Genomic DNA, 19950 nt, shown 5'->3' with positions numbered 1-19950 from the left:
GAGGGAACAAGTATGGCTTCTTTTCAAGGAACAAAGATGAATCCGAGCCGATTTCATATCAGTCAGTTGAAGTTCTACCTGATTCTGGCTCCCCTCTCGGTTTTCATGGTTATGCCGATCATTTTTATATTTTCTCATTCGCTTAAACCGATGGACGAACTGTTTGCTTTTCCCCCAAAGTTTTTCGTTCAAAATCCGACGATGGATAACTTTCGGTTCCTATTGTCGACGTTTACGGTTTCCGGCATTCCGGTCAGCCGCTATATATTCAACAGCGTCGTGATTACGGTCGTGACGGTGTTCGCGACCATTTATATCAGCGCAGCAGCCGGGTACGCCTTTTCGAAGAAAAACTTCAAGCTGAAGAACACGCTCTTTTCGATCAATACGCTCGCGCTTATGTTTGTTCCGGTCGCCGTCTCCATTCCGAGGTACTTCCTCGTCGTCAAGCTCGGATTGATAAACGACTTCTCGGTTAATATTCTTCCGCTCTTGGCGATGCCTGTCGGCTTGTTTCTATTGAAACAGTTCATTGACCAAATCCCGAATGAGCTGATAGAGGCTGCCCAGATTGACGGAGCAAACGACTTTACGATCTTCCGGAAAATCATCATTCCGATGACGATGCCGGCGATCGCCACGATTGCGATCCTGGCGTTCCAGCTCAGCTGGAACAGCATAGAGCCGGCGACGCTGTACGTCAATGACGAGGAAATGAAGAACTTTGCTTATTATATGTCGACCTTTACGGCGACCAACAATGAAGTGGCCGGTCAAGGGATATCCGCGGCCGCCGCGCTCATCATGTTTATCCCGAATTTGCTGATCTTTATCTTTATGCAAAGCCGGGTTATGAATACGATGGCTCATTCCGGTCTGAAATAGGTGTGAAGCAGATGAAAAAGAAGACGGTAGGCAGATGGGTGTTGCTCGTCGTAATTGCATGCTTTCTGCTCGTTCAAATCCCGGCTCCGGCTATGGCCGCTGCGCCGTACCAAACAGGGACCGAAGGCCCGGGAGGCATGATCGTCGGGACGCAAACCGCATATGAACCGGACGGAATGATTCGGCTCGACATAAACCAGCCGGCGGATCTGTTCTATGATGAGCCGACCGGAAAGTTGTATATCGCGGATCCCGGGAATGCAAGAATTGTCGTTTATGAAGAGAACAACGCACCGCAAACGATCGGAGAAGACGTCTTATCGAATCCTTCCGGCGTATATGTGGCCGCCGATCGACTCGTTTACGTCGCGGATTACGGGTTGAAGCAAATTGTCGTGTTCGACGAGCAGGGAAAGCTCGTGAAACAGTTCGGCCGTCCGGAGGAACCGATTTACGGCAAAAAGAATGATTTTGCGCCGAAGAAGGTTGCGGTGGATAAACGCGGCAACATCTACGTCATCAGCGAAGGCTCCATCAACGGTGTCGTTCAGTTGAACAACGAGGGGCATTTCCTGGGTTACGTCGGCGCGAACCGAACGAGCCTGTCGATGAAAATGCTCATTCAACGCTTCATTTTTACCGAAGGACAGAAGGCGCAGCTGTTCAAATCGACGCCGCCATCCCCGACCAGCATTGTGCTTGATTATCAAGGGCTGCTGTACACGGTAACCAATGGAATTAGCGGTGACGGCATCAAGAAGCTGAATATTGTAGGTGATAACATATTGTCCTCGAGCTCTTGGACCAGCGATTCGATGGTCGATATCGACGTGGATGCGGGCGGAAACATCTATACGGTAGACGTCAATGGGCTCATCTGCGTTTACGACAGCTTCGGCAATTTGCTGTTCATGTTTGGCGGAGGGGACGACAAGTATGAGCGCCAGGGGCTGTTTAAAAGCGCCTCGGCCATTGACGTCACCGACTCCGGGCGTACGCTGTACGTGGCCGACAAAGAGCGGAACGTCATTAACCGCTATTCGATCACCCCGTTCGGAACGAAGGTGTATGAAGGCGTCGACCAGTACAAGCAAGGGTTATACGTGCAGAGCGAGGACATCTGGAAAGAGATCCTCAAGATGAACAGCTATTTTATTTTGTCATATAAATCGTTGGCTGAATCGTATTTCAAGCAAAACCAGAACGGCAAGGCTCTGGAGAGCTTCCGGATGGCGGAAGACAAAGAGGGCTATTCCGACGCATTCTGGAAAATCCGCAATGATTGGCTTCAACAAAACATTAATGTCGTCGTATATACCGTATTTGCCATCATCGTTGCGGGTTACGTCATCCGAATTCTGCATCGGCGGTATCGCGTGCTGCAGCCGCTCGTACGATTGAGAAACCGCGTGGCGGACATCAAGCTGGTGAAAGAAATCGGGTTCATGTTCTACTTCCTCAAGCATCCGATCGATGCGGTACAGGAGCTGAAGGAACACAAAAGGGCGACCGTCCGCTCGGCGACGGTTCTGTATGTCTGGATGCTGCTGCTTCAAGTCATTCTGGTCTATGCCAAAGGATATTTGTTCGCAAGCGGAGATCCCGACCAAATGGACTTATTGCCGATCATGCTAACGTCGGCCGTTCCGCTATTATTCTGGGTCGTTATGAACTACATGGTCAGCACGATCAGCGACGGAGAGGGAAAGCTGTCGGAGGTTTATATCGGCACGGTTTACGCGCTGTCGCCTTATTTGATATTCGCGCTCCCGATCGCATTGATCAGCAACGTGCTGACGTATAACGAAAAATTCGTCTACGACTATTCGATGATGTTGATCCAAGGCTGGTCGCTGCTTCTCGTTTGCATCATGGTGAAGGAGCTGCATGACTATACGTTCAGGCAGACGGTGCGGAATTTGTTCCTAACGGTGTTCGGCATCGTATTGGCTGCCCTGGTTATTTTCTTGTTAGTGCTCTTATTTAATCAAGAAGTGGAATTCATTCAAACGATCATTCAGGAGATGAGAAACCGTGCTTAACAAAGTGAAACGAATAGCTGCTCTATCGTTAACGTTCCTGCTGTTGGCCGGTTTGATCTCGATCGCGGCGCTCGCGCAGCAGGGAGTGAACCAACCGGAAGCTCCAGTCGCCGGTGCGGACGCATCGGGCGATCGACTCGCATCATACGAGAAAGCTGCGGAAAACGCCCGCTTGGCGCTTTATGTAAATAAGAACACGCTCGGCATCAAAGTCCAAGACAAACAGAACGGTTATGTGTGGGACGGCACGCTGGATGAGAAGGATGACAAGCTGAACAAATCGTGGCAATCGCTCTTCGAGTCAGGCTTGAGCGTGGAATACATGGATGCCAAACGCAAAATCAGCACCGCGCCGGTAACCGGAGAGCAAGCAAAGATTGCGGTTGAGCCCATGGAGGACGGCTTCTCGGCGAACGTGAATTACGAGAGGCTGGGAATCTCGCTGAAGCTGGAAGTTAGGTTGACGGAAGACGCGATCGAATTCAAGGTTCCGGAGAATTCGATTCAGGAGACGAATAAGGACAACCGGCTGCAGTCGCTCTACGTGTATCCGTTCTTTGGGGCAACCAAGGGAGTTCAGCAGGATAAAGGATATATGCTCATTCCTGACGGCTCGGGAGCGCTCATCAGCTTGAACGAGCAGACGCTGGCGACGCAGCCCTATATCGGGAGAGTGTTCGGCGACGATCTCGGGATGAAGGGCAGCACGCAGCTATCAGAAGGAATGGCAACTCCCATAGAGCAAGTGTATCTGCCGGTGTTCGGCATCGCCCATAAGGAAGGCGGCAACGCTTTCGTTTCCATGATCACGGGCGGCGCCCCTTACGCGGAAATTCGCTCTTATCCTGGCAATGTGACCACGGCTTACAATTGGACCACGGCCAAATGGATATACAGAGAAAACTACTTCCAGTCCTTGGACAAAGAGGGCAAAGGCATCACCTTAAACCAGGAAGAGAAGAACAAATTCGACGCTTCCATGAAAGTCATGCTTCTTTCCGGCAAGCAGGCCGATTATTCCGGAATGGCAAACCGGGTGCAGAGCGAGCTTGTGCAGCGGGGGGAGCTGCCCGCCAAGAAGGACGGCGCGGATCCGCTCCCGCTCCGCATCGAATTTTTCGCCGCGGACAACCAAAAGCAATTGATTGGGAGCGAAGTAATCCCCATGACCACCGTGGACCAAATGGACGATATACTGACCGATCTGCGGGCAAATGAAGTGGACCGCATGATGGTTGTTGTCCGCGGCTACACGGAGGGCGGCGCTACCGGAGCATCTCCTACTCATTTTCCGTTTGAAGAAAAGGTAGGCAGCGGGGACGATTGGAACGCATTCGTGGAAAAGTATAAAGCGTTAGGCATTCCCGTGTACTTTTATACCGACTACGTGATGGCCGGTGCGACGGCGGACGGATACGGCAAGGGGGACATCGCCCAGTCCGTTTCCAAGCAGCTGCTTTCGTTCTATGACACGTCGTACTACCTGCAGCCGGCAGCGTCCGCGAAGCTGTTTGGGAATGAAATTTCATCATTCCGGAAGCACGGCATCGACCATATCGCGATGGACTCGATAGGCAGCAATCTTTTTTCCGCTTATGGGAAGTCCACGTCTACGCGCAGCGGGTCGATCGAGACGTATACGTCGATGCTGCCACGTGATTCCATCAACAGCTACGCATTTTACAAGCCGAATTATTACCTGTGGAGGTTTGCCGACCGGATCATGGATCTGCCGATGAGCACTTCAAGCTTCCTGCTGGAGAGCGAAGAGGTGCCGTTCCTGCAGCTTGTGCTGAAAGGACATGTCGATTATTACGCCCAGGCCTCCAATTTCAACGCGAACCCGCAGAAGGAGCAACTGAAAATGATCGATTACGGCAGCTACCCGTCCTTCATCCTGACCGACGAGGATCCGATCAAGCTGGCCAATACGGAGGCGTCATGGTGGCTTTTCACATCCCAGTATTCGGTTTGGAAGGATCAGGCCGTTCAAGAATATCGGACGGTTGCGGAAGCCCTGAAGCCTGTTGCGGATGCGACCTTTGACAAACGTGAAAAAGTGCGGGAAGGCGTATTTAAAAACACTTACTCGAACGGTACCGTCATCTATGTCAATTACACTATGAATGAATTTACGGCGGACGGGAACAAGATTCCGGCGCAAGGGTTCTTGGTCCGGGAAGGAGGCCGTTCATGAAAATTCGTTACCGGCTCAGAGAGGCGCTTATCGGCCTATCGTTTATCTGGATTTGGATCGTAGGTTTTTTGGTCTTCACCTGCTATCCGTTGATCCGCACCTTGCTGTTCAGCTTCAGCCAAGTAAAGATTACTGCAGACGGAGTCAAGACAACGTTCATCGGCTGGGAAAATTACCGGAACGCGCTGTTCCTGAACGTCGAGTTCGGCGATACCTTGGCTACCTATTTTGTTGAGACGCTTGTGATCGTGCCGATCATCGTCGTGTTCGCGTTAATCGTCTCCCTTCTGCTGAACGTGAAAATCCGCGGCAAAGGCATCTTCCGGACGATTTACTTTCTTCCGGTCATTATTACAAGCGGACCTGTCATCAAGCAGCTGATGGATCAAGGAGCCACTACGCTCCCGGGCATTCAGACGATTATCGAAATGAGCAAGCTTCATGAAAGCATGCCGGAGCTGCTCGCCGATCTGATCGTGTTTCTACTGACGTCGTTTATTACGATTCTTTGGTTCTCCGGCGTGCAGATGCTGATCTTCCTGGCAGGCCTGCAGAAGCTGGATTCCTCGATGTACGAAGCGGCGAGCATCGACGGCGCCTCCAGGTGGGAATCGTTCTGGAAGCTGACGCTGCCGGCGCTGAACCCGATGATTATCGTCAATATGGTGTATACCGTCATCATGCAGTCCGTCTTTTCGCTGAATCCGGTCATTACTCAGATCCAGAGCGCGATGTATGATGCGAAATACGGAATGGGATATTCCGCTGCAATGGCGTGGATCTATTTCCTTGCCATGCTGGTACTGCTAGGCGTGCTGGTGCTCGTTACAAGGCAGCGGGAAACGAACCGTTAGGAGGTGGGATGGTATGAAAGGGATTGACCGCAGAACGATCGACAAGACGAAGCGGATCCTGTGGGGGTTTACGGGAGAAGGCATTGTCTACAAAATAGCCGTATACTTCTTGCTGTCTCTGATCGGCTTCGTCTATTTGTACCCGTTGTTTTATATGATCACCTACAGCTTCATGAATACGGAAGACCTGATCAATCCGTTGATCACCTATATTCCGTCGGGATTTTATATGGACAATTTCGTCAAGGCAGCCGAGGTCATGGACTTTCTTAATACCTTGTGGCAGAACGTTCTTGCTTCCTTCGTTCCTGCCATCGTCCAGACCGTTTCGGCAGCCGTTATCGGATACGGCTTTGCCCGTTTCCGAATTCCGGGGAAATCCGTCTTGTTTGCGCTCGTGCTGGCAACGTTCATCATACCGCCGCAAATTACGATGATTCCGCAGTTCCTGATGTTTAAAGATCTCGGATTAATCGGAAGCATATTTTCTTATATCATTCCGGCGGCGTTCGGACAGGGAATTAAAAGCGGTCTGTTCATTCTGATTTTCTATCAGTTTTTTCGGTCGATTCCGAAATCGCTCGAGGAGGCCGCACAAATCGACGGAGCCGGCGCTTACAAAATATTTGCCGTTATTTGCGTGCCGATGGCCGTGCCGGCCTTCATCATTTCCTTCTTGTTCTCGATGGTTTGGTATTGGAACGAAACGCTGCTCGCGGCGCTGTACTTGGGCGATAAGCTGACGACGCTGCCGCTGGAGCTGCAAAACTTCGCCGTAACGTACCAGAAGGTATTCCCGGCCGATCCGAATGCGCAGACCGGACGCAGCTTGAACGAAGCGATCAATATGGCCGGAACGTTTTTGAATATCATCCCGCTGCTGATCGTTTACTTCTTTACGCAGCGCTGGTTCGTAGAGAGCATTGAACGATCAGGCATCACAGGCGAATAAGATCGCTTGAGAAGGGAGGCACGGATTTGCGGCGCAGAAGATGGATCGCATGTTTAGCCGGTGCGATGATGCTGCTGACAGCAGCGGTAGGATGCTCGCAGAAGCAGCCGGACGAATTGGACCTTGAGGCCAAGGCGTCGTTCGACTATCTATGGGAGCAGACGAACCGCGAGGAAGGCTCCGAAGGCTACGGCTTGACGAGGGACCGATACCCGGGCAATCCGAAGATCGCCAGCACGGCAGCCACCGGATTCGCGCTCACGGCGATTCCGATCGGCGTGGAGAACGGCTGGATCAGCCGCGAGGAAGGCTATGACAGAGCGGACCGCACGCTCGATACGCTTCTGCGGATGGAGCATGAGCACGGATTTTTTTACCACTTCGTGAACATCGATACCGGCAAGCGGGAGTGGAACAGCGAAATTTCGAGCATCGACACCGGGCTCCTAATGAACGGCGTCTTGACGGCGGGGCAATATTTCGGCGGCGATGTTCAGAAGAAGAGCGAGCAGTTATATGAGCGCGTCGAGTGGCCCTGGTTCGTAGACAAAGGCAAAAATCAGTTCTATATGGCATATTTCCCGGAGAAAGGGTTTCAAGGCCATTGGGACTTCTATGCCGAGCAGCTGTCCCTTTACGTGCTGGCCGCCGGTTCGCCGACGCATCCGATTGACGTCTACGACGGCTTTACACGCCACAAAGCTTCGTATAAGAATTCCGAGCCGTTCATCCATTCCTGGTTCGGTTCCCTGTTCACCCATCAGTTCTCGCATGCCTGGGTCGACTTTCGCGGCTTGGTAGACCGTGACGGGGTTGATTGGTTCAACAACTCGGTCGTCGCCTCCCAGGCGAGCCGGCAGTTCGCCATCGATCTAAGCGAGAAGTTTAAAGGCGTGGGCGAGCAGTCGTGGGGCTTTACCGCATCCGATTCGCCCGCCGGCTATAACGGATTGCTCGGTTCGCCGCCTTCCGGCTATGACAATGCGGCCCATCAAGCGGACGGCACCGTTCCGCCGGCCGGGGCGCTGGGCTCGGTTGTGTTTACACCGGAAGAATCCATAGAGGCATTGAAGTATTACCTAACGGTTCCGGATCTAAGCGGCGAATATGGGCTGAAGGATGCGTTCAATCTGAATGCCGACTGGGTCGGTCCCGATTATATCGGCATCGATAAAGGGATCACGCTGCTGATGGCCGCCAATTACCGGGACGAGACGGTATGGAACATGTTCATGAAGGTTCCTTACGTGAAGAAAGGGCTTGAAGCTCTGCAATTCAAAAATAAATAGGCTATTTCAGGCGGCGAATGGAGAGAGAGTACGATGAAACAAACGACCAATGTTTATGATCAGCTTTCGGAGAAGGTGAAGGCGTTTGTCGATCGCCAGCATAAGGACTCCTACCGGTTGATCGATGCTTGCCGCAATCCGCGCACAGGCCTTTACGGCGACGCATATTACAGTTTCGCGAGAAATCCGGAGGCCCGCTGCTCGGTCTCTGCAACCGGGGTCGGCTTGATCAGCCTGGTTGTTGCCGATTACGAGGGCTGGGACGACCAGGCGGCGGAGAAGGTCAAGCTTACGCTTAATGCCGTTCTCGGCAAGGTGGAAGGCTGCAAGCCGGCTAGAGACGCCGCGACGGGCTTCTTCGCGCACTTCATCGACATAGAGACAGGCGCGAATCAGGGCTCCGAAATTTCGACGATCGATACATCGTTGCTGGTAGCGGGAGCCTTGTTCGCGGGGAAGCATTTTAAGGATAAAATGCCCGAAATCGACGAGATGGCTCATGAATTGTTAGAGCAAATCGACTGGCGTGTTGTTATTTCAGATAAGCATAGAGGCATCATCAACATGATCGTGAAGGACGGCCAAGGAATCGCCCCGCTCCCGGCTTACAACGAATATGTGTTGGTTGCCCACTTGGCGAAAATCGCCCAGCCGGAAGACCCGGACATCCAAGAGTTGTGGGATAGCACATTTGCGGAACACAAGATTAATGAATTCCCTATGAAATATTACCGGGACATTCCGGTTATTACCGATACGAACACGAAGGATCCGAGCGATTTGAAGTTCTTGTCTTCTTTTGTGCACCAGTTCCCTTATTTCTTGGTTCCGGATTATGCGAAGAGCGAGATCTACACTCAGTACTATGAGAATGCATGCACGGCTGACCGGCTGAAGTGGAAAGAGCTTACCGATGTGCCTTCCTACGTATGGGGGTATGGAGCCGGCGCCAATGACGGTCTGTACAACACTTATCATGCGGATAAAATCGAGGATTCACCTGGCAACGTCGCTTCCGCCTACATTGTTGCCGGCTTCCTGCCGGTTTACCCTGCGGGCATCCACGACCTCTATGCGTTATATCGGCTGCACATTCCGTACGACACCTATTCCAATCCGAGGGATCGGGATGATGAAGTGAAATATAGAGCGGCTTACAAATACGGATTGCATCGTTACTCCTGGTGGCATCTGGAAGGAAGGGACCGCTGGTACCCCGAGAAAGTGACAGTGATCGACTGGAGCTCCATGCTGTACGGCATGACGGCCTTTAAACGGGGGATGTCTTTCTTCACGGACCGGTTGAGATAACACATCTATTAGAGGCTGCTCATAAAGTCATCTTTTGACCACGAAGGGAGTCTAGAAGCGACTCGGCATCGAACCTCGTGAAAATCCGACTTTTTGAACACGCACTATAAGTAATTGTTGTCACCGTTTGTCGAAACGTTTCGCCGTTATCATCCGCTAGACCAATTCGAATGAAAAAGGCAGGGTTTGAAACGATGATTGAAATCAAAAACAAGCAAATCCTCATCGACGGCAAGCCGCAAATCATCATGTGCGGGGAAATTCACTATTACCGGCTTAAGCCGGAGGATTGGCAGGACCGCATCGACAAGCTGAAGGAAGCGGGCTGCAATGCTGTTGCCAGCTATGTACCGTGGCTCTGTCACGAGCCGGCGGAAGGGGAGTACGATTTTGACGGTCATACGCACCCGGAGCTGAACCTCATCCGCTTTATCGATCTGTGCAAGGAGAACGATCTGTACTTTTTCGTTAGACCGGGCCCGTTCATTATGGCGGAAATGAAAAACGAAGGTTTGCCTTACTGGGTGTATGCCAAGTATCCGGAAATCATTCCGGTCGGCTGGGACGGAAACCCGGCGACGACGAAGACGGTCGACTACCTCGCGCCCGGATTTCTTGAGGCCAGCAAAAACTGGTATCGGGCGGTGATGGCGGTCGTGGCGCCCCGTCTCTACACGAACGGAGGCAATATTATTGCGGTGCAACTGGACAATGAGATCGGCATGCTCTCTTGGGTCAGCAATTGTCCGGACCTTACGGACAACGTGCTGAGCGATTTCGCCGCTTGGCTCAAGCAGCGGTATTCCGCGGAGCAGCTGTCGGCCCGTTATCCGTTCTCCTTGGATGATCCACAAGCACGCAAGACCGGCATTCGTTCTCCGAAGGAAGAGTACGCGCCGGAGCTGACGCACGACTTAGGCTACTATATGCGGAACCGAGCGGCCCGTTATGTTGCTATTCTTCGCTCTTATGCCGAAGAGTTCGGCGTCAAGGACGTTCCGTTCGTTGTTAACATTCACGGGACGGACGGGGGCCGCGGGTTCACGTTCCCGATCGGCATCAGCCAGCTGTATGAATCATATACGCAGGCGCCGGGATATCTATCGGGCTCCGATATTTATTTCGGGGACTTGGACATGGTGACGTTCCAGGATCTTTATATCATCAACGGATTTATGGATGCCGTGCATACGCCGGACCAGCCGCTCACCTCCGTCGAATTCAACTGCGGCGACAGCAACTTCGGCGAGACGTACGGAGGACGCAACGACCCTTCGGCCGCCGATTTTAAAGCCCGGATGTGCATCGCGCAAGGGAATCGGCTTCTCAATTTTTATCTTCTGACCGGCGGCTATAACTATCGGATGGATATGCCGCCTAGCGACGGGAACGACCGGATCGCGTTTACCGGCGAACGTCACGGCTTTGCCGCTCCGATTAGTCCGGAAGGTGAGTACAACTATACGTTCCCGCGAATGGCGCGCACGAACAAGACGATATTGGCTGTCGGGGAGAAGCTCGCACGAATGAACGAGGAACGCGACGACGTCAGCTTTGCGTTCATTCCGGATTATTACATGACGGAATACCGTTATCCGGGCAGTGAGCGCGTGAAGGAAATCCTGCAAAATATCGAGGGGAACCGTGCGCACGGCGCTTGGGAGATCATGGGACGTGCTATGCTGCTCGCCGGCTATCGGTTCGGCGCCTCCGATATTCAAAATAAGCCGCTCGATCCTTCGGCCACCCCGGTACTCGCGCTGCCGTCTGCCCGCTATATGCACGGCCATATCCAGCGGAAGCTGGCCGACTACCTGCATGCGGGAGGAAAGCTGCTCGTTTACGGCGAGCTGCCGAGCTTCGATATGGAAGGCAAGCCGTGCACGATTTTGACGGAAGCGTTAGGAGTGAAGCCGCTTGGCCTGCTCCGTGATTCGGGCCATTTCTACCTGTCGATCGTGTCTGAAGGGTGGGCGGCCCCGCGGCCGGAAATGCGCGCATACGTTGCCCAAACGTTCGATGTCGGCGATCAGACGCCGATCATGCGCGTGTACGGCAGCGGTGAAGTGACCGCGTTCGATGCGAAGGTCGGAGCGGGACGCGCGATTGTATTCGGCAATTCGTACCGGTGCGATATCGATTTGTTCCGGACAGCCTTGGAGCTTCTCGGCGCGAAAGCGGGGCTGACGCATGATTGCAAATACCACGGCATCTTTATGACTTCAACGGCAACGAACGAAGGGGAACGGTTCGTCCATGTGCTGAATTTGGACGGCTTCGATAAAGAGATCGGCATTCAGGAGAACGGCCAACCGTTGTTCGGCGGACGTAAGCTGCTGCTGCAAAGCAAAGACGGGGTTATGCTGCCGCTCAATGTGACCCTCGGCGAAGTGAAGATTGTGTATTCCACCGCGGAAATTGTCAAAGTAGTGCAGGACCGCCTCGAATTCCGGCTGACCCAGCCTGAAGATATCATCGTGCTCGAGACGGATCGCGAATTGATTCCGAACGAAAGCTTCACGGTCCGTAAGGAAGGCAGCAGAACATGGATCGTGTCGCGCCAGCACGCCAAAGTAAACGACCGCTTAACACTACATTTCGTGTCATAGGAGGGAACTACAACTTGATGCACACCGATTCAACGATTCAAACGAAAGTGGAAGAGCTTCTATCCCAGATGACCCTTGCCGAAAAAATCGGGCAAATGTACCAGACCGACCCGGGAACCGTGCTGCGTTCCTACCATTCAAAAATCGAAGTCTCGACGCCGATGACCGGCCCCGTATCCGAGCGTACACTCAGCAAGGAACTCATTTCGAATTTGGGCTCGATCTTGAGCGCGACCGATGCCGAAACGGCGTACGAAGTGCAGAAGGTGTTCCTTGAACATAATCGGCTGAAAATCCCGTTGCTCTTCATGTTCGATATTATTCACGGCTTCCGCACGGTGTTTCCGGTACCGCTCGGCCTTGCTTCCAGCTGGGAGCCGAAGCTTGCGGAAGATACCTCCAGGGTTGCCGCAGCGGAAGGCGCCGCTTCCGGCATTAACGTGACCTTCGCGCCGATGGCCGACCTCGTTCGCGATCCGAGATGGGGGAGGGTAATGGAAAGCCCCGGAGAAGATCCGTATTTGAACGGTCTAATGGCCGCAGCGATGGTAAGAGGCTTTCAAGGGGACGATCTGAAGGCGCTCGATACGGTTGCGGCATGCGTGAAGCATTTTGCGGCATACGGCGCGGCGGAGGGCGGACGGGATTACAACACCGTCGATATGTCGGAAGCTGCGCTCCGCAATTACTATTTGCCTGCTTACAAGGCGGGGATCGACGCAGGCGCCGAATTGATCATGACGTCCTTTAACGTCTACGACGGGGTGCCGGCTACAACCAACTCCTTCCTGCTGAGAAAAGTGCTCAGAGAGGAGTGGGGCTTTGAGGGCGTGGTCATTTCCGACTACACCTCGCTTTGGGAAACGATCTTCCATATGAGCTCCAAACACGGCGAAGACGCAGCGAAGCAGGGGCTGGAAGCGGGTCTTGACATCGAGATGATATCGACGGAATACATCAGCCACCTTGAGCAATTGGTTGAAAGGGGCGAGGTAGACGTTGCGCTGATCGATGAGGCGGTCAGACGCATCCTCACGTTGAAATTCAAGCTCGGTCTGTTCGACGATCCGTACCGTTACCTCAACATTGAACGCGAAAAAAAGGCGCACCTGAAGCCTGAATATCGTCAGCTGGCGAGAGAGGCTGCCCAGAAATCGATGGTACTGTTAAAGAACGATGACATTCTTCCGCTGAAGAAGGACATCAAATCGGTGGCCGTTATCGGACCATTCGCCGACAACGGCCGGATTTTGGGCCCATGGAGCGGGCTCGGTAAACCGGACGAGGCGGTTACCGTCAAGCAAGGTCTTATCAAGAAATTAGGAAATGCTGTGAAGGTTACGGCTGCAGCCGGGTGCGACTACAGCTCGAATGACGTTTCCGCCTTCGAAGCCGCATTGGAAGCGGCCGCCTCGTCAGAGGTCGTCATTCTTGCCATGGGCGAAGAGGATCATATGAGCGGCGAAGCGGGCAGCCGCGCGTATTTAACGTTACCGGGCGTTCAGTCGAAGCTGGTCGAGGAAGTGCTGAAGCTCGGCAAGCCTACCGTTCTGGTCCTCTTCAATGGACGTCCGCTGGAGCTCAAGTGGTATCACGAGCACGTTCCCGCGATTCTGGAAGCGTGGTTCCCGGGAACGGAGGGAGGAAACGCGGTCGCTGACCTGCTGTTCGGGGACGCGAATCCTTCGGCGAAGCTGACGATGAGCTTTCCGTATACCGTCGGGCAAGTGCCGGTGTACTACAACTGCTTGAATACCGGCAGACCGAAAGGGCATGAGGATAACGACTTCCGTTTCCTCTCCAAATATCTCGACATTCCGAATGCGCCGTTCTATCCGTTCGGTTACGGATTGAGCTACACCGAATATACATATTCGGACGCCGCGCTGATCGGCGATACGTTAACGCCGGGCGGCTGCGTGAAGGCGAAGGTGACGGTGCAGAATACCGGGAACTACGCCGGCGAAGAAATCGTACAAATGTACGTTCGCGATCTATGGGGCAGCACGTCGAGACCGCTGCTTGAGCTGAAGGGCTTTAAGAAAATCCATCTGGCCCCGGGGGAGAAAGCGACGGTGGAGTTTGTAATCGAGCCGGAAATGCTCTCTTATTTCACCGCCAAGAAGCAGTACGAGGTAGAAGCGGGCGATTTCAAGGTGTTCGTCGGCAAGAACGCGAGAGATTTGATCGAGTGCGGCACATTTGCCTATAGCGTATAAACTGAAACCGGGGCTGTTCCATAAGTCATCCACATGGCTATGGGGCAGCCTCTGTTGCCGGAGGACAAGAACATATTCCGATTGAAAGTCGCTATGTTTGTTTTTTATCGGTACAAGTTCTTGTCCCGAGTCGTGGACAAGAACTTGTACCGATTGCCGAAAAGGACAAGAAGATAGTCCGATTACCGATTAATAAATATATATATATAACTATGTTTCCACGCAATTTATATTAAGTTACGGGAAGTTTAACAAAACAAATTTATTCCGGGTTCGTCTAAAAAGTAGGTTGGATTTTACGAGGAGGAGTTGAAATGTTGAGAACGTTAGTTTTAGGAGCTGCTTTAGTATTTGCCATATGTATGCTTAGTGGTTGCAGTGCCTCGCCCGAAGCCAAAAAGGGGGATTATATTATTTCGAAAGAAGGCCAAAGAATCTTAGTAGCGAAGAATATTTCAAAGAAGGATTCTGAAAGTAAGACCTTCGCTGAACTCAAAAAGAGTAACATCGAATTAATCAATTATATTGTTGAGGATTCCCAACTCTATAATGAGCTTATGATAGGCGAAAAAGTTCATGTAACCCCCAAAACGAATGACAAAGGTGAATATGTTGTAATGAAATCCGATCCCCCGCAAATTAAAGCTGGTCAGATAGAAAGACTTAAAGATTGATGAGATTATTGTAACGACTAAACAATATTTTATTACTGATCTGTCGATAGATCGTCAGTCCAGGCCTTTGAGCCGTTTATTTATGACGGTATCAAGATGGATATGGTACGAGGCAGGCGTGTCGCATCCGGAAATGGCAGTGACAAAAATGTAAATTTGCATGGCTCTTTATTGTAATATAATTACATAACAATAATTGGGTACCATGTAAGCTGAATGCCCCAATAGACTGTTGTTATGAATGAACATAATTTTTAGGAGGTTATTTATGTCCAGGCAAAATAGAACCCTAATGGATTGGAATGAGGGTGTATGGCTTAACGCCCCTCAGTCTTCTACCATAGAAGATGGGATGCTGAAGATTGTGCCGGAGAAAGGCAGAGACTTCTGGAAAAAGACTTTGTACGGTTTTGAATTTGAAGATGGACCGGCATTGTTGGCAAAATGGGATCGCAATACGGGAGTTGAGGTTTCCTTCCGGCTCAACTCCTTTGTCGAATTATACGATCAAGCGGGTCTGTTATTATATCATGGCCAGGAACAATGGATTAAAGCCGGCATTGAAATGAATGACGGGACTCCTCAACTTGCCGTTGTAGTTACAGACGGATATTCAGATTGGTCGCTTACGGCTGTACCGGAATGGGAGGGGGAGGAAGTTACCTTGCGGGCATCGATCATTAAAGATGCTGCGGTTATTCGGGCACGGAGCGGTAAGCATGCTTGGAGGACCATTAGGGTCGCAAGATTTCCATACCCTTCGAATAATCAAGCCGGTCCTTTTGCCTGCTCGCCGCAGCGCGAGGGCTTTGAGGCTACGTTTACCCGTTGGGAGGTAACTGCCCCTGACGAAGATCTTCATATTGATCCACCATTACAATAATCTAAACTATATACGCAGAATGGAATTTGAAAAACGAGATTAGGCGCAGACGATTATATCACCGAGCCCTTCAGCCCCCTCAAAGTAGTGACGCGCGTCAATACCGTTCTGTGTCGAAAGTACAACGGAAAATTGCAAAATCCTTTATCGATGGGTGTTGCTTTTTAAGTATACGAGGAAAGGGGGCTTCATCCTGAATAGGATGAAGCCCCCTTGTACCAACAACCTTTTTTATAGAAACTACGGCATGGTCAACTGAGGCAGGCCTTGAGAGACCTTTTTCAGCGAGACATTAGTATCTCCTTTGACATACCGGTCGAAGAAAGCGGATGAGAGCTCGTTAATGGAGCGGTGCATCTGACGAGGGGCAGCCCCTGTTGGCGGCAGTAATGGAGAGAACAGATAAAAATCCGTGAAACTCATATGGTTCGCATTGGCGAATACAACCGAGTATGCTTCTCCTGCACCAGCCCGTTTTCGGCGATCCGCCGACTCGGCCCAAAACTGCTCGTAATCTTCCCGACTACGGCCGGAAGATTCAATTGCCTGGTCCAAGGATCGCTCGAATGCGAGGCGGTCTACGCTAAACTCCGCATTCATCTGCATATACGGCTTCCCGTATCCGCCCTCAGGCACCGGCTGGCCGTAAAGCGTTCCGTCCATATTAAGGGCAGCTTTCACTCTGCTATCCGCCAGCAGCATCTGGGCTGCCGTGGCTCCGCCAAAGGAATGGCCGAACATGCCGACCTTATCCATATCGAGTCTTTCGGAAAAGATCCCTTTATGGTCCGATTCGTTTAGCAGCTCTATTTGATCCAGTACGAACTTGGCATCTTCGACCCACAGCTGGCTCTTTTTCTCGTATGCATCGAATCCCGACAGGTTCTCAAGTTTCAACATGGCTGCCTGGTCCGGAAAGACGACGGCGGCGGCATCATAGGGATGATCGATGCCAACGACAACGTATCCTCGACTGGCCAGTTCTTCAACCTGAAACGTATTCTGGTTACGGAAGCCGGTCAGCCCGTGAGAGAACAACAGTACGGGATAACGATCCTGGTCCGTGGATAACTCCGCATCTTGCTCGGAATGGGATTGCACGTATTTCAGCTGGCCTAACAAAAACGGGGGGATGGAGATGGCCTGCCGTAAACCTTCAAGAACGACCGGGAGATGCTTTATATACGGAGATTTCCCGGTCCCTGTGCCCAGTGACGCAGGGTACCAGAATTGGATCTTAAGCTTTCTGCTATCCGCAGGATCATCCGTGGCCGGCTCTTCTCTGCGTTCGTCCTCAAGTACCATCGTGGTCGACCCGACAGGATATGGTCCTTGAGGTTCGGCAAAGGAGAAAACCGGAAGGAGTATCGGCAATGCAGCGGAAACGCCGATATACACGATCAGAAGCAGCGCGGTGATCCAGCGCTTGATTGATGTCATTACGGCAAACCGCTTTGCAGGCTGGACCGAGGGATGATCCTTCGAGTGGGTGGATTGCCGTAAATGATAAAGAGCCAGTCCTCCTACGATTAGACATTCCGCATAGGTCGGGATCATCTGCCATCGGTAGCCTTCGGTTAACATTTGGATAATGCTTAGGCCCCCGGACAGTCCGGCTGCCCAAAAGCAGAGGTGTACAGAATGTTTGTGCTTTCCCAATAACGAGACGCAACTTATGATTAGTGCCAGATTCATGATCCATAATGCCGTTTCATATATACGCATAAGTATCCTCCTGTTTTATCGTAAAATAAGCTTATCAACCGGAGCTTTAGCCTAGCTGTAGCCAACCTTACATAATCCTTACAATTAATAATGGCTCCGTCTGACCGATAATTACAGTGTATATTTTTATAAAGAGAGCTCGGCTTTGCCGTATACATATGGAGGAACGATATGGAACAAGATACTAGACTAGTAAAAGGACGGACGATCTTGATAGCGGACGACGAGTCGGACATCACGGAGCTGCTGAGGCTGTTCTTGGAGCGCGAAGGCTATCGCGTGCTGGAAGCTATAAGCGGACGGGAAGCGTGGAATATATTGCATCGGGAGCCGGTCGACCTGGCGGTAGTCGACATTATGATGCCTGAACTTGACGGCTATCAGCTGATCGCCCGGATCCGGGAGAATCACAGGCTTCCTGTCATTATTTTGTCGGCTAAAAACGGTGATGTAGATAAAGTTACCGGGCTGGGGCTCGGGGCGGACGATTTTATCTCCAAACCGTTCAGTCCGATCGAAGTCGTAGCGAGAATCAAGGCGCAGCTTCGTCGTTATTACGAACTGATGGGCGCGGAACCCGCCCAGCGGTCGGAGATGTTAAAGACCGTGTGCGGATCACTAACCCTGGATCATGAAGCTTGCGTCCTTTACAAGCGAAGCGAGGCGATAACGTTAGGCCCGCTGGAATACAAGCTGCTCAGGTTGTTGATGGAAGCGCCAGGGCGGATTTTTACAAAGCGTCAAATTTATGAAAATGTGTGGAACGAGCCGTATCTGGAGGACAGCAACACCGTCATGGTGCAGATCAGTAGACTGAGGGATAAGCTTGAGGACGATCCTCGTGAACCGAGGTTACTCATCACCATTAAGGGACTTGGGTACAAGCTCGTACCGAGAGACGTGGCACCATGAGGAATCGAAGAAGGGTCCATAACAGCCTGATGATAAATTATGTCCTGTTTTCCGTCATTCTAGGGGTTATCGGTTTTGTGGTATATGACAACATGTATGATGCCCGTGAGGAATATATAAGTCGGACACTTCCCAGGGTTGAAGCGAACCTGCTGATACGGGACGATTGGGAGAGCATCCCCTATGAAACCGTCCAATCCTTTGGCGGTTACATCCAGGTGCTGGACAAGAGCCTGAACGTTGTCTTTTCGCGGGGCAGCGGAATGGAGAAGGCAAAAGCCTGCTATACGGAAGAGGAGCTGCTTGCCCTGTTCTATGAAGGGAACGGATCGGGATATCACTCCCTTGCCCCTTTCGTTTCACCGGAAGGCCGGGAATACCACCTACTTGTTACGATACCGGGCGGAGTTGTGATGAAGGAAAGCCATTTGGTGAAGACAAACGCCGAGATAACCAAAGTTTTCACGAGATTTCTGATTGATGGATTTCTGTGGTTTGCCGCCGCATTTTTATTGAGTTTATGGTTATACGGCCGGATTACGGCAAGAAGGATCACGAATCCGCTCACGGAAGTTTCCCGCGAACTCGCACAGATTGCAGAAGGCAGGGGAGGGAAACGGCTATTTTTTCGAGCCAACAAGGAGTTAATGGATCTTCAGCTTCATTTCAACCGGATGGCGGACAGGCTTGAGCAAGCGGAGACGGCAAAGCGAAGACTTGAAGAAGAGCGCCGCCGGCTGATGATGGACATTTCCCATGATCTGAAAACGCCGATCACAACGATACAGGGTTATGCAGAGGTGCTGCGGCTCGGTATGGAACAGAGCGAAGAGCAGCGACAGAAATATGCGAACCGCATACATACCAAGGCGAGATTTATCGCCTCGCTTGTTGATGACCTGTTTGAGTTAACCAAACTGGAGAGCACGGAACTGTCATACAAGCGGAAGATAGGCGATTTAGCTGAGCTGTGCCGCACTGCGGCAGCCGATCTGTACGATTCGTTTGAACGGAAGGGAATTACGCTGGACATCCGCATTCCGGAATCGCCAGTCATGCTGTCTTATCACGAAGGTCTCATGTATAGAGCTCTTTCGAATTTATTGACGAATGCCCTGAAATACAATAAGGAGGGTGCTCATGTATGGCTGGAGCTGGAGGCATGCGTTGAAGATATCCTGCTTACCGTTGGAGACGACGGTCCGGGAATATCGGACCCTATGAGAGAGACGGTGTTCGAACCTTTCGTGCGCGGTGATCAGGCTAGGAGAAGTGACGGCGGCAGCGGGCTCGGCTTAGCCATCGCACGAAGTTCAGTTGAGCGGCATGCCGGGCAAATTTGGCTTGATCCGGAGGCGGAGGGCACCGTTGTTCATATTCGATTGACCAAGACATGAG

The 19950-nt window shown here is 51.8% G+C and carries 14 protein-coding genes and 1 pseudogene; 14 read left to right on the top strand and 1 reads right to left on the bottom strand.

Going from position 1 to position 19950, the window contains the following annotated elements; genetic code table 11:
• Positions 1-12 precede the first annotated feature (12 nt).
• The 12 genes and pseudogenes from MHI43_RS16195 to MHI43_RS16140 all read left to right on the top strand — a co-directional run.
• Positions 13-885: a carbohydrate ABC transporter permease gene (locus MHI43_RS16195; protein WP_036660452.1), complete on the top strand. Its 873-nt coding sequence runs from the start codon at positions 13-15 to the stop codon at positions 883-885.
• Positions 886-896: 11 nt separating this feature from the next.
• Entirely contained in the window at positions 897-2927 is a 2031-nt protein-coding gene (locus MHI43_RS16190) for a YIP1 family protein (protein ID WP_036660450.1), read from the top strand.
• A complete protein-coding gene (locus tag MHI43_RS16185) occupies positions 2920-5124 on the top strand; it encodes a DUF5696 domain-containing protein (RefSeq protein WP_036660448.1) in 2205 nt (734 codons plus the stop codon). Before MHI43_RS16190 ends, MHI43_RS16185 begins: the two co-directional genes overlap by 8 nt.
• On the top strand, positions 5121-5978 hold the full coding sequence (locus tag MHI43_RS16180; protein ID WP_036660446.1) for a sugar ABC transporter permease: 858 nt from the start codon (positions 5121-5123) through the stop codon (positions 5976-5978). The genes MHI43_RS16185 and MHI43_RS16180 overlap by 4 nt, the downstream gene beginning before the upstream one ends.
• Before the next feature lie 13 nt (positions 5979-5991).
• Positions 5992-6930 carry a carbohydrate ABC transporter permease gene (locus MHI43_RS16175; RefSeq protein WP_015735402.1) on the top strand — a complete coding sequence of 313 codons (939 nt, stop codon included), beginning with the start codon at positions 5992-5994 and terminating at the stop codon, positions 6928-6930.
• Between the two features lie 26 nt (positions 6931-6956).
• Complete coding sequence (locus MHI43_RS16170) at positions 6957-8219, top strand: glucoamylase family protein (RefSeq protein WP_036660445.1); 1263 nt, start codon at positions 6957-6959, stop codon at positions 8217-8219.
• 33 nt (positions 8220-8252) lie between these two features.
• Positions 8253-9530: a hypothetical protein gene (locus tag MHI43_RS16165; RefSeq protein ID WP_015735400.1), complete on the top strand. Its 1278-nt coding sequence runs from the start codon at positions 8253-8255 to the stop codon at positions 9528-9530.
• A gap of 194 nt (positions 9531-9724) precedes the next feature.
• On the top strand, positions 9725-12139 hold the full coding sequence (locus MHI43_RS16160; RefSeq protein ID WP_036660443.1) for a beta-galactosidase: 2415 nt from the start codon (positions 9725-9727) through the stop codon (positions 12137-12139).
• Positions 12140-12156: 17 nt separating this feature from the next.
• On the top strand, positions 12157-14358 hold the full coding sequence (bglX, locus tag MHI43_RS16155; protein ID WP_049788707.1) for a beta-glucosidase BglX: 2202 nt from the start codon (positions 12157-12159) through the stop codon (positions 14356-14358).
• 314 nt (positions 14359-14672) lie between these two features.
• Complete coding sequence (locus MHI43_RS16150) at positions 14673-15032, top strand: DUF3221 domain-containing protein (protein ID WP_015735397.1); 360 nt, start codon at positions 14673-14675, stop codon at positions 15030-15032.
• Positions 15033-15300: 268 nt separating this feature from the next.
• Positions 15301-15915, top strand: coding sequence for a DUF1349 domain-containing protein (locus MHI43_RS16145; protein ID WP_015735396.1), 615 nt, complete (start codon positions 15301-15303; stop codon positions 15913-15915).
• Between the two features lie 39 nt (positions 15916-15954).
• A pseudogene (locus MHI43_RS16140) lies at positions 15955-16041 on the top strand (DNA-binding response regulator); the annotation flags it as partial.
• Between the two features lie 114 nt (positions 16042-16155).
• On the opposite strand, the gene MHI43_RS16135 reads toward MHI43_RS16140, so the two are convergent.
• A complete protein-coding gene (locus MHI43_RS16135) occupies positions 16156-17499 on the bottom strand; it encodes an acetylhydrolase (RefSeq protein WP_341283129.1) in 1344 nt (447 codons plus the stop codon).
• A 312-nt stretch (positions 17500-17811) separates the two neighbouring features.
• Between MHI43_RS16135 and MHI43_RS16130 the strand changes: the two genes are divergently transcribed.
• Both MHI43_RS16130 and MHI43_RS16125 read left to right on the top strand, forming a co-directional pair.
• Positions 17812-18552, top strand: coding sequence for a response regulator transcription factor (locus tag MHI43_RS16130; RefSeq protein WP_015735394.1), 741 nt, complete (start codon positions 17812-17814; stop codon positions 18550-18552).
• The gene (locus MHI43_RS16125) at positions 18549-19949 is read left to right on the top strand and encodes a HAMP domain-containing sensor histidine kinase (protein WP_015735393.1); all 1401 of its coding nucleotides are present in this window, start codon (positions 18549-18551) and stop codon (positions 19947-19949) included. The genes MHI43_RS16130 and MHI43_RS16125 overlap by 4 nt, the downstream gene beginning before the upstream one ends.
• The last annotated feature ends 1 nt before the right edge of the window (position 19950 follow it).

It is taken from the genome of Paenibacillus sp. FSL H8-0457 (genome assembly GCF_038051935.1).
Lineage (GTDB): Bacteria > Bacillota > Bacilli > Paenibacillales > Paenibacillaceae > Paenibacillus_AQ > Paenibacillus_AQ lautus_A.
The sequence above is the reverse complement of the archived record's forward strand: the minus strand, read 5'-3'. Positions and strand labels throughout refer to the sequence as shown.